Raw genomic sequence first — 14,837 nt, 5'->3', positions numbered from 1 at the left:
TTGGTCGGGCTGACAGGATTTGAACCTGCGACCACTTGACCCCCAGTCAAGTGCGCTACCAAGCTGCGCCACAGCCCGTTGCATTCGCTCTCGCTTGTGCTCGATGAGATTACCCCAGGACCCCCCTGAACATCCAAATCGGCTGGTACTTGGCGTGTGGTGGGGTAGTGGGGCGCACTTGAACGGGGGTCAAGTGGTCGCAGGGTTGGGTTCATCTGGTGCTCGGGTTGCGCGCACCGCGTGGTCCCTCGTCCTGGATGGCCTCGGAGTCGGGCGGGTATACCGAGCCGAGGGTGATCCGAGGCTTCGGTGTGGCGCATGATCCCTCGCTGGCGTGGTGGTCGGAATCCTCCTCGAGCGATGTCGGTTCCATGTGCCGGAGGGGTGCGGCATAGGTGGTCGACGTGTCGGCCGGGACCCGCGTGCCTGCGGCGGCGGTCATGGGACGGCAATAGTTTCGACATATGTTCGAAATCGTTTGTGCGGCAGGGTAATAAAGTGCAAAAGGGTGCGGCTTTCATTGCCGCTCTCGGGGGCTAAGTGGGGTGGGTTGCCTCGGCTGTGCTGCCGGTGGTTTAGGGGGCAATTGGACGATTGACAAGTCAAGATCGTTCGAACTACTGTTCAGTACGATGACCCCCGCCGCTCGAAAACCCCTGGTACACATGCCTCATTGGGTTGGCATGGCCACGTAGTGTGGCAGTCTTCAGCATCGTTGCTGATCAATTGTTGGACTGAGCCTGGCGGCACAGCTGGGTCGGTTGACCTGGTCTGAAACATCTCCTCGGCCAGGGTCCCTGCGGAAGCACCCCATATCATGCGGGCTCTTCTCTAGGTCGCTGTCGCATCGAAATCCGTTGTGTCGAAAGAGGAATCATCTGTGTCGTCGGCATGCTGTCGACTGGATCCGGACGCTGAGCGCTCGGTGCGATGGTGTTTGGCCGCGGGTTGGCCAGGGTAGAAGAACGGAACTTGTTGGCCGCGGTCGTCTTCGACTGTCCGGCGGTGGATGAGGGCGCGAAGTGGGTGCGTGCCATGAGGAAGGATTTGCAGAGGTGACCGGATCGGCGTTTGCCGTCGCTATCGTGGGTATGTCTTGCAGGATGCCGGGGGCGGCCGATCTCGACAGTTTTTGGCAATTGCTCACGGAGGGGCGCGCCGCGATCGGCGCGGCTCCCGAGAGCCGGGGGAGTATTACCGAGCGGGCCGGATTCGTCGGCACCGCAGGGGAGTTCGACGCGGATTTCTTCGGGGTCTCGCCGAATGAGGCGCGGGCACTCGATCCGCAGCAGCTGCTGGCGCTGGAGCTGAGCTGGGAGGCGCTCGAGGACGCGGGCTTGGCCGCCACGGCGCGCGAGGCTCGGCGCTGCGGTGTGTTCCTCGGCTGCACCGGAAGCGATTTCGCCGAGATTCTGGCCTCCCGGGGCGGCCCGGGGGTCAGCCGCCACTCGCTGTGGGGTGTCGGGCGCGGCATCATCGCGAACCGCATCTCGAACTATTTCGGTTTCAGCGGCCCCAGCATCGTGGTCGACAGCGCCCAGGCATCCTCGCTGGTCGCGGTGCATCTGGCCTGTGAGAGCCTGCGCAGCGGCGAGAGCGATGTGGCCCTGGCCGGCGGCCTGAACCTGATTCTGTCGCCGACGAGCGGTGAGCGGATCGAGCAGTTCGGCGCGCAGTCGGCGCTTGGCGCCTGCTACACCTTCGACGCGCGGGCCGACGGGTTCGTGCGCGGCGAGGGCGGCGGCATGGTGCTGCTGAAGCCCCTCGCGCAGGCAATCGCCGACGGCGACCGTATTCATGGCGTCATCCGTGGCAGCGCGATCAACACCGGCAACGAGCGCCGAGTGCTGAGCGCCCCGAGCCGGGATGCGCAGGCCGCGGCGATTCGCGATGCCCTGACCGCCGCGGGCGTCGAGGCGCCGTCGGTGCAGTACGTCGAATTGCACGGCACCGGCACACCCGCCGGTGATCCGGTGGAGGCCGCCGCGCTCGGCGAGACCTACGGTGTGGGCCGGGCGCAGGACGCCCCGCTGGCCGTCGGATCGGTCAAGACGAATATCGGGCATCTGGAAGGTGCGTCCGGTATCGCGGGCCTGATCAAGACGGTGCTCTGCCTGAGCCGCCAGGAACTGGTGGCCAGCCTGAACTTCGATACGCCGAATCCGCGAATTCCGCTCGAGGACCTGGGTTTACGGGTGGTGACGGGCACCGAGGACTGGCCCGTGACCGATGTGCGCAGGGCGGCCGTGTCGTCGTTCGGCATGGGTGGATCGAATGCCCACGTCATCGTGGAGGAGGCGCCCGCCGTCGGATCCGCCGCAGCCGCCGGTGAGGCCGGTGCGGTGCCGTGGGTGGTGTCGTCCCGCAGCGAGGCCGGTGTGCGTGCGCAGGCGGCCCGGCTGCGGGAGTGGCTGCTCCGGCATCCCGATTCGACCGCGGTCGATGTGGCGTACTCACTGCTGGCCACGCGCGCCCAGATGGAGTGGCGTGGAAGCGTTGTCGGCCGGGATCGCTCCGAGCTGCTGGCCGGTTTGGCGGCCCTGGCCGACCCGACCGCACCCGCCGTGGCGATCGAGCCCGCCACCGGGCGGGCCGAGCAGCGCCGCATCGCGTTCGTCTTCCCGGGGCAGGGCAGCCAGTGGGAGGGTATGGCGCTGGGCCTGCTGGACGCGGGCGGCGCGTTCGCGGAGTCGATCGCGGAATGTGAAGCGGCGCTTGCGCCGTACGTGGACTGGTCGCTGACCGCGGTACTGCGCCGCGAGGCCGGCGCGCCCCCGCTGGATCGCGTGGACGTGGTGCAGCCGGTGCTGTTCGCGGTGATGGTCTCCCTGGCCCGGATGTGGCGAGCGGCCGGCGTGGAGCCGGACGTGGTGATCGGCCACTCCCAGGGCGAGATCGCCGCCGCCTATGTCGCCGGCGGACTCTCGCTGCCCGATGCGGCGCGCGTGGTGGCGCTCCGATCGCGCGCGGTCGCCGAGGAACTGGCCGGTCAGGGCGGTATGGCCTCGATCGGACTCGGCGCGGATGCGGTCCGGGAACGGTTGGCGGCGTACGGGGATCGGCTCTCGCTCGCGGCCGTGAACGGTCCGGCGCAGACCGTGATCGCCGGCGATGTCGCCGCGATGGAGGACTTCCTCGCCGCCTGCGCCCGCGACGGTGTGTGGGCCCGCCCGATTCCGGTGGACTACGCGTCGCATTCGAAAGCGGTCGAGCGGCTGCGTGATCGCCTGCTCGCGGAACTCGCGCCGATCCGCCCGCAATCCGGGTCCGTGTCGTTCTTCTCCACGGTCTCCGCCGACCGGCTCGATACCGCGGAACTGGACGCCGAATACTGGTATCGATCCCTGCGGGAGCCGGTCCGATTCGCCGATGCCGTCACGGCGCTGATCGCCGACGGTGTCAACGGATTCATCGAGTCGAGTCCGCATCCGGTGCTCACGATGGGCATCGGCGTGACCGCCGAGGCCGCCGACGCGGCCGAGAACGTCGCCGTTGTCGGCTCGTTGCGGCGTGGCGAGGGCGGCCCGGACCGCTTCCTGGCCTCGCTGGCACAGGCGCACTGCGCCGGCGTGCAGGTGGATCCGGGTGCGCTGGTCTCCGGCGGGGCGCGGATCGAATTGCCGCCGTACGCGTTCCAGCGCCGCAACTTCTGGGCCGGTACGCCGGCCATGTCCGGCGGCTCGACCGACATCATCGAGGTCACCGAGGACCACACGCCCGAGGGCAGTGAGCAGGCGTGGGATGACAGCCCGCTGGCACGGACATTGCAGGCGACCCCCGAATATCAGCGCGGCACCGTCGTTCTCGAGCTTGTCCGTGAGCAGGCCGCCGCCATCCTCGGCCACGAGTCGGCCCGATCCATTCACCCCGACCTGCCCTTCACCGAGTTCGGCTTCGACTCCGTCAGCGGCGTGGAGTTGCAGAACCGCCTGACGCGCGCCACCGGTGTGCCCCTGCCGTCGTCGCTCATCTTCGACCACCCGACCGCGAATGCGGTTGCGGCACTGCTGCAGGCCCGGGTCACCGGGGCCGATCGGGGTCGGCGCCGGATCTCGCGGCGCGCGAATACGGACGAACCGATCGCGATCGTCGGCATGGCCGCCCGATTCCCCGGCGGTGTGCGTTCCGCCGAGGACCTGTGGGACCTGCTCGCGGCGGGCCGGGACGCGATCGGTGAATTCCCCGAGGATCGTGGCTGGGACCTGGACCGGCTGTTCGACCCCGACCCCGACAAGCCGGGCAAGGTCTACACCCGTCACGGTGGATTCCTCAGCAGCGCAGGAGATTTCGATCCCGGATTCTTCGGCATCAGCCCGCGCGAAGCCTTGGCGATGGACCCGCAGCAGCGGCTGTTGCTCGAAACATCCTGGGAAGCACTCGAAGACGCGGGCATCGACCCGGTGTCGTTGCGGGGCAGCGACACCGGTGTCTTCGCCGGCGCCTGCTCGTCCGGATACGCCGGCCGGGTGACCGGCGACCTGGAGGGCTTCCGCCTGACCGGCACCTCGCACAGCGTCATCTCCGGCCGCGTCGCGTACGCGTTCGGCCTGGAGGGCCCGGCGGTGACGGTGGATACGGCGTGCTCGTCGTCGCTGGTGGCATTGCATCTGGCCTGCCAGGCGCTGCGCCAGGGCGACAGCTCGCTGGTGCTCGCCGGTGGCGTGACCGTCGCGGCCAGCCCGTACCTGTACGTGGACTTCGCCCGCCAGCGCGGCCTGTCACCGGACGGCCGGTGCAAGGCGTTCTCGGCGGGCGCCGATGGTGTGGCGTGGTCGGAGGGCTCGGGTGTGCTCGTCCTCGAGCGACTCTCGGACGCACAGCGGCTCGGTCACCATGTCCTGGCCGTGGTGCGCGGTAGCGCCGTGAACCAGGACGGTGCGAGCAATGGCCTGACCGCGCCGAACGGTCCGTCGCAGCAGCGAGTGATCGCCCAGGCCCTCGCCAATGCGGGCATCACCGCGGTCGACGTCGACGCGGTGGAGGCGCACGGAACCGGCACCGCCCTGGGTGATCCGATCGAGGCCCAGGCGTTGATCGCGGCCTACGGCCAGGATCGCGGCGAGCGGGAACCGCTGCGGATCGGCTCATTGAAATCGAATATCGGCCATGCGGTGGCCGCCGCCGGTGTGGCCGGCGTGATCAAGATGGTGCAGGCCCTGCGGCACGAGCGCCTGCCGCGGACACTGCACGCCGAAACGCCGTCGCCACACGTGGATTGGGCCGCGGGCGCGGTGCGCCTGCTGACCGACGCCGAACCGTGGACCGCGGGCGATCGGGTACGCCGGGCCGGTGTGTCGTCGTTCGGGATCAGCGGCACCAACGCACACGTGATCCTCGAGGAAGCGCCAGCCGTACCGGTGGTGGCCGCCGAAGGCCAGCCGGGTAGTACCGCACCGCTCATCCCAGTGCTGGTGTCTGGAAAGGGCGAGGCGGGTCTGCGTGCTCAGGCCGCTCGATTGGGTGCATGGCTGTCCGAGCGCCCCGACATCGACATCGCGGATGCGGCCGAGGCGCTGGCGAATTCGCGGGCGCAGCTGGATTCACGCGGCGTGGTCCTCGGTCGCGATCGCGCGGAGTTGCTCGAGCAGCTGGCGAATCTCGCCGAATCGGGGACCGGTGCCGGTGTTGTCACGGGTGTCATCGGCACAGGGACGACGGCCTTCCTGTTCACCGGGCAGGGCGCACAGCGGATCGGCATGGGAGCCGGGCTGTACGAGGCATTCCCGGTGTTCGCCGACGCGCTGAATTTGGTGTGCGCCCACTTCGATCCATTGCTGGAGTGCTCGCTCCGGGACGTCATGTTCAACGGTTCCCCCGATGGCGGTACCGCTGTCCTGGATCGGACGGAGTTCACCCAGCCGGCCTTGTTCGCCTTCGAGGTGGCGCTGTACCGCCTGCTGGAGTCGTTCGGCGTCACCCCGGATGTGGTGATCGGTCATTCGATCGGCGAGATCGCGGCCGCGCATGTCGCGGGTCTGTGGTCGCTCGAGGACGCCTGCCGATTGGTGGCGGCGCGCGGCCGTCTCATGGGCGCGCTGCCCGAGGGCGGTGCGATGCTGGCTGTCGGAGCGCCCGAGTCCGAGGTGAACGAGGTCGTCGCCGGCTATCCGGGGCGCGTCTCGGTCGCAGCGGTGAATGCGCCGCAGGCCCTGGTGGTCTCGGGTGACGAGGACGCCGTCGCCGAGATCGAGGCCCGTTTCGCCGAGCGAGGCGCGAAGACGTCGCGGCTGCGGGTCAGCCACGCCTTCCACTCGCATCGAATGGAGCCGATGCTGGCCGAATTCGAGTCTGTCGCACAGGATTTGACCTACAACCCGCTCCGGCTTCCCGTGGTTTCGAACGTCTCCGGTCAGCTGGCCGGGGACGAGATCATGGAGCCCGCCTACTGGGTTCGCCAGCTGCGGGGCGCGGTGCGATTCGCGCCGGGTATCCAGACGCTGATCGCCTCGGGGGTGCGCCGATTCCTGGAGGTGGGCCCCGACGCGGTGCTGGCGGCGCTGACCCGGCAGACCCTTCCTGAGGACGTCGAGTCCGCTTCGGTGGTGGCCGCGGCCGCGCGCCGGGATCACGATGAGCCCCAACAGTTCTCGACGATGCTGGCACACGCTCACACCGCCGGTGTGCGGGTGGATTGGACACCCCTGCTCGGTTGCCGGTCGACCCGACGAATTCCCCTGCCCACCTACGCCTTCCAGCATCAGCGATTCTGGCTGCCGCCGCGTCGCGAAGCCACCGGTGACCCCCAGACTCACCCCTTGCTCACCGGTGTCTTCCCGGTGGCCGGTAAGGACGAGTTCGTCTTCACCGGCCGGTTCTCGCTGCCCACCGACCCGTGGGTCGCCGACCACATGACCTACGGCACCGTGGTGCTGCCCAGCGCGACCCTGATCGAATTCCTGCTCGTCGCGGGCAGCCGAATTGATTGCGGCGTCGTCGAGGAGCTGACCCTGGAGGCTCCGATCCTCCCGTCGGAAACCGACGAGGTCGAACTCCAGGTATCGGTGCAGGAGCCGGACCCGACCGGTCGACGCCAGTTCAGCTTCTACTTCCGCAAGGCCGGCCGCGCGGGCGAATGGGTCCGCAACGCCAGCGGTGTCCTCGCCCCCGCCTGGGACGGCGATGACGCCCTGCTGGACCAGCTGCGCGACGAGGCATGGCCGCCGACCGACGCCGAAACCCTCGATACCGCATGGATTCCCGAGCGGATCGCGAAGGGATCCGGACTCGAATACGGCCCGGCATTCCTCGGTGTCGACGCCGCCTGGCAGCGGGACGGGGCCGTCTTCTCCGAGATCACCCTGAATACGGCCGCCGCGCCCGAACCGGAGCGATTCGATCTGCATCCGGCCCTGCTCGACCTGGTGATGCATGCCGGGCTGGCCGGACTCATCTGGCGCGATCAGGACAGCGACCCCGACACCGGCCGATTGCTGTTCCGCTGGGGCGGCGCGCGACTACATCAGCCGCTGGTCAAGGCAACCACGCTGCGGGTCATCGCCGTCGAGAGCGGCCGGGAGACCATCTCCGTTGCGACCGTTGACGATTCGGGGCGACCCGTAGTCTCCGTCGATGCCGTCGTCATGCGGCCCTATGACGTGAAACAGATGCGCGGCACCCTCGCCGCGGATGACGCCGACCTCTACGACATCCAGTGGACGCCGACGGCAGCAGCGACACCGGGTCCCGCCGCGGACCGGATGGCCGTGCTCGGTTCAGCGCCAGTCGCCGGTATCGCCACCTACGCGGCCCCCTCGGAACTCATTGCAGCACAATCGATTCCAGATATCGTGACCTGGCTTCCGCACGGCGACGCCGCGGCCGGCGATCCCACGGCCGTCGGCGGCTACCTGCAATCGGTGCTGGCGACGGTACAGTCCTGGCTCACGGAACCACGTCTGGCCGACACCCGACTGGTCGTGGTGACCTCGAACGGCGCCGCGCTGACCGGCGAGACACCGGATCTCGCCGCGGCAACGGTCTGGGGCCTGATGCGGAGCGCCCAAACCGAATACCCGGGCCGATTCGTTCTCCTCGACACCGACCCGTCGGCCGACGTGCCCGCTGTCGACCAAGCTCTGGTCGCCGCAGTGATCGCCACAGACGAACCGCAGGTCGCGGTGCGCGCCGGAGCCTTGCTCGTGCCCCGGCTGGCGAAGACGCGAGCCGACCACGACGCCGAGCCCGGATCCTCGTTCGGCGCCGGCACCGTCCTGATCACCGGCGGCACCGGTGGCCTCGGCGCACTGCTGGCTCGGCATCTGGTCACCGCGCACGGCGTCCGCCATCTGATGCTGGTGTCCAGGCGCGGCGAAACCGCCGACGGCGCAACCGAATTGGTGCGCGAGCTGTCGGAAGCCGGTGCTTCCGTCCGTGCGGCGGCCTGCGATGTGGGCGATCGGGACGCCCTCGTCTCGCTGCTGGATTCCCTCGACGCCGATCATCCGCTGACCGCCGTGGTCCATGCCGCGGGCGTCCTCGACGACGGCACCCTCGCGGGCCTGACCACCGAGCAATTGCGGCGCGTGTTCACCGCGAAGGCCGCCGCCGCATGGCACCTGCACGAACTCACCCGTGACCGGAACCTGTCCGCCTTCGTCCTGTTCTCGTCGGTCGCCGCAACGATCGGCTCGGCGGGACAGGGCAACTACGCGGCGGCCAACGCCTTCCTCGACGCCCTGGCGCACCGTCGCCGCGCCGAAGGGCTGTCGGCGATTTCCCTGGCCTGGGGGCCCTGGAACTCCGCCGGTGGCATGACCGGTGGCTTGGACCGCAGCGCCCTCGCCCGCTGGGAAAGGCTCGGCCTGCACCCGCTCGCGCACGACGAAGGCCTGCGGCTGTTCGATGCGGCCACCGGCCGCGCCGCCGCGCACCTGGCGGCGATCCGGTTCGACCCGGCCGAACTGCGCCGCGAAGCGGGCACCGGCGATGTGCCGTCGGTGCTCCGTGGTTTCCTGCCCCGCACCACGACTCAGGCTGCGGCCCCGTCGAGTTCGCTGGGCGCGCGCCTGAGCCGGGTACCCGAGGCCGACCGTGCCGAGGTGGTGCTCGACCTGGTCCGCGAGCACGCGGCAGCCGTGCTCGGACACGGTTCCGCCGAAGACATCAGTCCCACCGAACGATTCGACGCCCTGGGATTCGACTCGCTCGGCGGCGTCGAATTCCGTAACCGGCTGGCGAAGGCCACCGGTGTCCAACTGCCGTCCACCCTGGTCTTCGACCACCCCACCGCCGCGGCGGTCGCCGCCCTGCTGCACAGCAAGATCGAGGGAACCGAATCCGGTTCCAGGCCGACCCGCGTCTCGCGCCGCGCCCGCGTGGACGAGCCCATCGCGATCGTCGGCATGAGCTGCCGATTCCCCGGCGGCGTCCGTACCCCGGAGCAGTTGTGGGACCTGGTCCGGTCCGGGACCGATGCCACCACGGAATTCCCGGGCGATCGCGGCTGGGATCTCGAGCGCCTGATCGACCAGGATCCGGACAAGCCCGGAACGGTCTACAGCCGCGGCGGCGGATTCCTCGACGACGCAGGAGATTTCGACGCCGGCTTCTTCGGAATCAGCCCGCGCGAGGCCCTGGCGATGGATCCCCAGCAGCGGCTGCTGCTGGAGGCTTCCTGGGAAGCACTGGAGGAATCCGGCATCGACCCGATCACGTTGCGCGGCAGCGACACCGGCGTGTTCGCGGGCGCGTGCGCCTCGGGCTATGTCGACAACGTCACCGGCGACCTGGAGGGATTCCGGCTGACCGGCACCACCCACTCCGTCGTCTCCGGCCGCGTGGCCTACGTGTTCGGCCTCGAGGGACCGGCGGTCACCATCGATACCGCCTGCTCGTCCTCACTGGTCGCGCTTCACCTGGCGTGTCAGGCATTGCGTCAGGGCGAGACCTCGCTGGCGTTGGCGGGCGGCGTCACCGTGGCCGCAACCCCGTATCTCTACGTGGATTTCGCGCGGCAGCGCGGGTTGTCGCCGGACGGCCGCTGCAAGGCGTTCTCCGCCACAGCAGACGGCGTGGCCTTCGCCGAGGGCGTGGGCGTCCTGGTCTTGGAGCGGCTCTCGGACGCGCGGCGACTGGGCCACGACATCCTGGCCGTCGTTCGCGGCAGCGCGGTCAATCAGGACGGTGCCAGCAATGGCCTGACCGCGCCGAACGGCCCGTCGCAGGAGCGAGTGATCGCGCAGGCCCTCGCCAATGCCGGGCTCACACCCGCTGACGTGGATGCGGTCGAAGCGCACGGGACCGGCACCCCGCTGGGTGATCCCATCGAAGCCAACGCATTGATCGCCGCCTACGGGCAGGATCGCGGCGACCGCGAGCCGCTGCGCCTGGGATCGATCAAATCGAATATCGGTCACACCGTCGCGGCGGCCGGTGTCGGCGGCGTGATCAAGATGGTGCAGGCGCTGCGCCACGAGACCCTGCCCCCGACCCTGCACGCGGAAACTCCCTCTCCGCACGTGGATTGGTCGGCCGGGGCGGTGCGCCTGCTGACCCGCCCGGAACCCTGGCCTGCCGGGGGAATGGCCCGCCGGGCCGGTGTGTCGTCGTTCGGAGTCAGCGGCACCAATGCCCACCTGATCCTGGAGGAAGCGCCCACCGCACCGGTCGTCTCGTCACCGGCCGCCGACGGCCCGCGCACGGTGCTGCCGTGGCTGGTGTCGGCCAAGAGCGAGAACGCCCTGCGCGCACAGGCGGCGAAACTGCACCGGTGGCTGATCGATCACCCCGACGCCGACGCGGCGGACGTGGCCTACTCGCTCGTCACGACACGTGCCCGGCACGAGTGGCGAGCAGCAGTCCTCGGCGGTGATCGCGACGAACTGATGGCGCGGCTCGCGAAGCTCGCCGCCGGATCCGCCTCTGCGGGAGTGGTTTCCGGCACCGTGGGTTCCGGGAAGACCGCCTTCCTCTTCACCGGTCAGGGCGCGCAGCGAGTCGGTATGGGCGCGAGTCTCTCCGCCGCTTTCCCGGTGTTCGCCGCGGCCTTGGACGAGGTATGTGCCCGGTTCGATCCCTTGCTCGGATGTTCCCTGAAGCAAGTGATGTTCACCGGACACCTGATCGACGATCACAGAGTCGCCGCGGAGACCGGCACCTTGGATCGGACCCGACTGACCCAGCCCGCGCTGTTCGCGTTCGAAGTGGCGATGTACCGGCTCCTCGAGTCCTTCGGCCTCGCCCCTGACCTGGTGGTCGGGCACTCGATCGGCGAGCTGGCTGCAGCGTACGTCGCCGGTGTGTGGTCCCTGGACGACGCCTGCGAGCTGGTCGCGGCCCGCGGACGACTGATGGAGGCGCTGCCCGCAGGCGGTGCGATGCTCGCGGTCGCCGCGACCGAGACCGAAGTCGCTGCCATGATCGCCGGATACGGTGACCGGGTTTCGGTGGCCGCGGTGAATGCGCCTGCGGCCGTAGTGGTCTCGGGTGACGAGGACGCCGTCGACGAGATCGACCGTCGGTTCACCGAGCAGGGACGCAAGACGAACCGTCTGCGGGTATCGCACGCGTTCCATTCGCCTCGGATGGAGCCGATGCTGGCCGAGTTCGAGACCTTCGTCGCGCGCATAACGTTCAATGCACCGCGGATTCCGTTGGTGTCGAACGTCTCCGGCCGGATCGCGGGCGACGAGATCCTGGCGCCCGGGTACTGGGTGTCCCAGGTGCGCGCCGCGGTGCGTTACGCCGACGGTGTCGAGACGCTGACGGCGTCGGGCGTGCGCCGGTTCTTCGAGATCGGCCCCGACGCGGTGCTGGCGGCGATGACCCGACAGACGCTCTCCGCGGAGGCCGAGGCCCGATCGGTGGTCGCCGCGGCGGCCCGCCGGGACCACGACGAGGTCGAGCAGTTCCTGACGATGCTCGCCCAGGCGCACAACGCCGGGGTGACGGTCGACTGGAATCAGCTGTTCACCGCCCGCCCGATGGCGCGAATCGCCCTGCCCACCTACGCCTTCGATCATCGGCGCTACTGGCTCGAACCCGGTCCGGAGGAGCACCGTGGCGCTGCCTCGGAACACCCGCTGCTCACCGATGTGGTGCGGGTGGCCGACCGTGACGAGTGGCTGTTCACGGGACGGCTGTCGCTGCGCGCCCAGCCCTGGATCGCCGACCACACCACCTACGGCGTGGTGCTCGTCCCGAGCGCCGCGCTCATGGAGATGCTGCTGGTCGCCGGTCGGCGGATCGGCTGCGACGCCGTGGGGGAGCTCACCCTCGAGGCGCCGATCCTGCCGCCGGCGGAGGGCGAGGTCGAACTCCAGGTCCTGGTGCGGGAACCGGACGCCGAGGGACGCCGATCGTTCACCTTCCACTACCGCCTGACCGGCGATGCCGCCGACGGCGAATGGACCCGCAATGCCAGCGGCGTGCTCAGCGCCCGGCAGTTGATCGACATCGGGCTGGTGGACATGGTGCGCGCCGCTTCCTGGCCGCCCGCCGATGCCGAACCGGTGGACCCCGAATGGATTCCGGCCCAGGTTGCGCGTGCTGCCGGACTGGAATGGGGACCCGCGTTCTTCGGCATCGAGGCCGCTTGGCGCAGCGGCGACACGGTCTTCTCCGAGGTCGCCCTGACCGAGGACACCCCGGCCGACCGGTTCCAGCTGCACCCGGCGCTGTTCGACATGGTGATGCATGCCGGACTCGCCTGTCTGATCTGGCCCGACCACCAGGGCGACGCATCCGAGGGCAAGTTGCTGTTCCGTTGGGGCGGAACGCAATTCCACACCACGTCCACGGTGACGAGGCTGCGGGTGATGGCCATCCAGCGCAGCAGTGAGGCGATCTCCGTCGTGGCCGTCGACCAGGACGGCAACCCGGTCGTCAGCATCGACGAAGTACTCATGCGCTCCTACGACGTCCAGCAGTTCCGGGCCGCGCTGCCCGGCGGCCGCGCGGCACGGTACGGGTTGCGCTGGGCACCGGCGGAGGTGCTCGCCGACGCTTCGGCCGGGAGCATGGCCGTGCTCGGGGCCGGGCACGTGGCCGGAATCGATGAGCAGTACCCGGATCTGGCGACACTCGCCTCGGCTCCGATCGTTCCAGCTGTCGTGGTGTGGTCCGAAGCCCTAGCGCTGCACGATGATTCGCAGCCATCCGCACGCGAACGGGTCGATGCCGCCCGGCGTACGGTGCGGGACTGGTTGGCCGACGAGCGATTCGCGCGGTCGCAGCTGGTCGTGGTGACGGGACGGGCGGCAGCGCTGCCCGAAGAGACACCGGACACCGGATCGGCCGCGGTGTGGGGGCTGATACGAAGCGCCCAGACCGAGTATCCGGGGCGGATCGTACTGCTCGACGCCGAGGAATCCGCTGGTGTGCAGCACCTTTCGGCCGACTCGATCCGAGCCGTGATCGCGACCGGAGAACCGCAGGCGGCGGTACGGGGCAATGGTGTCCTGGTGCCGCGACTACAGGCGCTGGCATCCTCGGCGGCCGAGCGGGTGTCGTTCGGTCCCGGGACGGTGCTGATCACCGGCGGTACCGGGGGGTTGGGTGCGCTGCTGGCCCGCCACCTGGTCGCCGAACACGGGGTGCGGCACCTGCTGCTGGTCTCACGCCGCGGCGAGAGTGCGGACGGTGCAACAGAACTCGCGGCGGAACTGGCGCGATCCGGTGCCGAAGTGCGGATCGCCGCCTGCGACGTCACCGACCGCGACGCGCTTCGGGACCTGCTGGCCGCCGTGCCCGCGCAGCATCCGCTGACCGGCGTCGTCCACGCCGCGGGCGTGCTCGACGACAGCGCGTTCCACACGCTCACCGGCGACCAGATCGACCGGGTGTTCGCCCCCAAGGCCGAGGCGGCGTGGACTCTGCACGAGCTCACCCGCGACCTGAAGCTGTCGGCATTCGTGATGTTCTCGTCGATCGCCGGAATGATCGGTTCGGCCGGGCAGGCGAATTACGCTGCCGCGAACAGCTTCCTGGACGCCCTCGCGGTGCAGCGCCGCGCCGCGGGACTCCCGGCGCTCGCGCTCGCCTGGGGGCCGTGGCAGCAGGACATCGGTATGACCGGCGTCCTGGATCGTGCCGCCATGAACCGGTTGGAGCGACTGGGCCTGGCCCCGCTGGATCGTGCCGAGGGCCTGCGCCTGTTCGACGAATCGCTGACCACGGCGGAACCGGTGTCGGTGCCGGCGCGGCTGGACACCGACAAACTGCGTATGGAATCGCATTCCGGTCCGGTGCCCGCGGTGCTGCGCGGATTCGTTCGCACCCGCGCCCGGTCGGTCACCGCGCCGAGCAGTGCGCAGTCGCTCGGGGACCGTCTGCACGGTGTGGCGGAGGCGAAGCGCCGCGGGTTCGTCCTGGACCTGGTGCGCGAGCATGTGGCGGCGGTGCTGGGCTACGGCTCGGCCGACGACATCGGACCCGATCGGGGCTTCAACGAACTCGGTTTCGATTCCCTCGGCGGCGTCGAATTCCGAAACCGGCTGGCGAAGGTGACGGGGCTGTCGCTGCCCTCGACCCTGGTATTCGACTATCCGACGGCGGGTGATGTCGCCGACTACCTGCTGGCGCAGACCGTGGTGACCGCGCCGGCGCAACCGCCGTCGGCGACGGCCGACGACCTGGCGCGGCTCGAGGCACTGCTCGAGCGAATCATCGCCAACGGCAGCGACAACGACGAGATCGTCACCGGATTGCGGGGCGTCAACGAGCGCCTCGTCGCCCACCTGGGCGGTACGTGGGCGCGCAGCGGCTACGACGATCTCGAATTCGATTCCGACACTGCGCTATCCGACAGTGAGCTCTTGGATCTGATCGACGAGGAGTTTGGCCCAGCATGAGCAACCCCGGCACCAGCAACGAGGAACGGCTCAGCCGGTATCTGCGCA

At 69.4% G+C, this 14,837-nt stretch carries 2 protein-coding genes and 1 tRNA gene; 1 reads left to right on the top strand and 2 read right to left on the bottom strand.

Going from position 1 to position 14,837, the window contains the following annotated elements:
* Nucleotide 1: 1 nt before the first annotated feature.
* Nucleotides 2-78: transfer RNA gene (locus ACFXHE_RS39255), tRNA-Pro, on the bottom strand.
* A gap of 133 nt (nucleotides 79-211) precedes the next feature.
* Nucleotides 212-442 carry a hypothetical protein gene (locus ACFXHE_RS39250; RefSeq protein ID WP_379390040.1) on the bottom strand — a complete coding sequence of 77 codons (231 nt, stop codon included), beginning with the start codon at nucleotides 440-442 and terminating at the stop codon, nucleotides 212-214.
* A gap of 613 nt (nucleotides 443-1,055) precedes the next feature.
* Here ACFXHE_RS39250 and ACFXHE_RS39245 point away from each other — a divergent pair.
* The gene (locus ACFXHE_RS39245) at nucleotides 1,056-14,789 is read left to right on the top strand and encodes a type I polyketide synthase (protein ID WP_379390039.1); all 13,734 of its coding nucleotides are present in this window, start codon (nucleotides 1,056-1,058) and stop codon (nucleotides 14,787-14,789) included.
* The last annotated feature ends 48 nt before the right edge of the window (nucleotides 14,790-14,837 follow it).

It is taken from the genome of Nocardia sp. NPDC059229, assembly GCF_042754165.1.
GTDB lineage: Bacteria > Actinomycetota > Actinomycetes > Mycobacteriales > Mycobacteriaceae > Nocardia.
The sequence above is the reverse complement of the archived record's forward strand: the minus strand, read 5'-3'. Positions and strand labels throughout refer to the sequence as shown.

What these genes read in the sequence shown, in the direction of transcription:
- ACFXHE_RS39250 (WP_379390040.1), bottom strand. Translation starts at nt 442, where the DNA reads ATGACCGCCGCCGCAGGCACGCGGGTCCCGGCCGACACGTCGACCACC.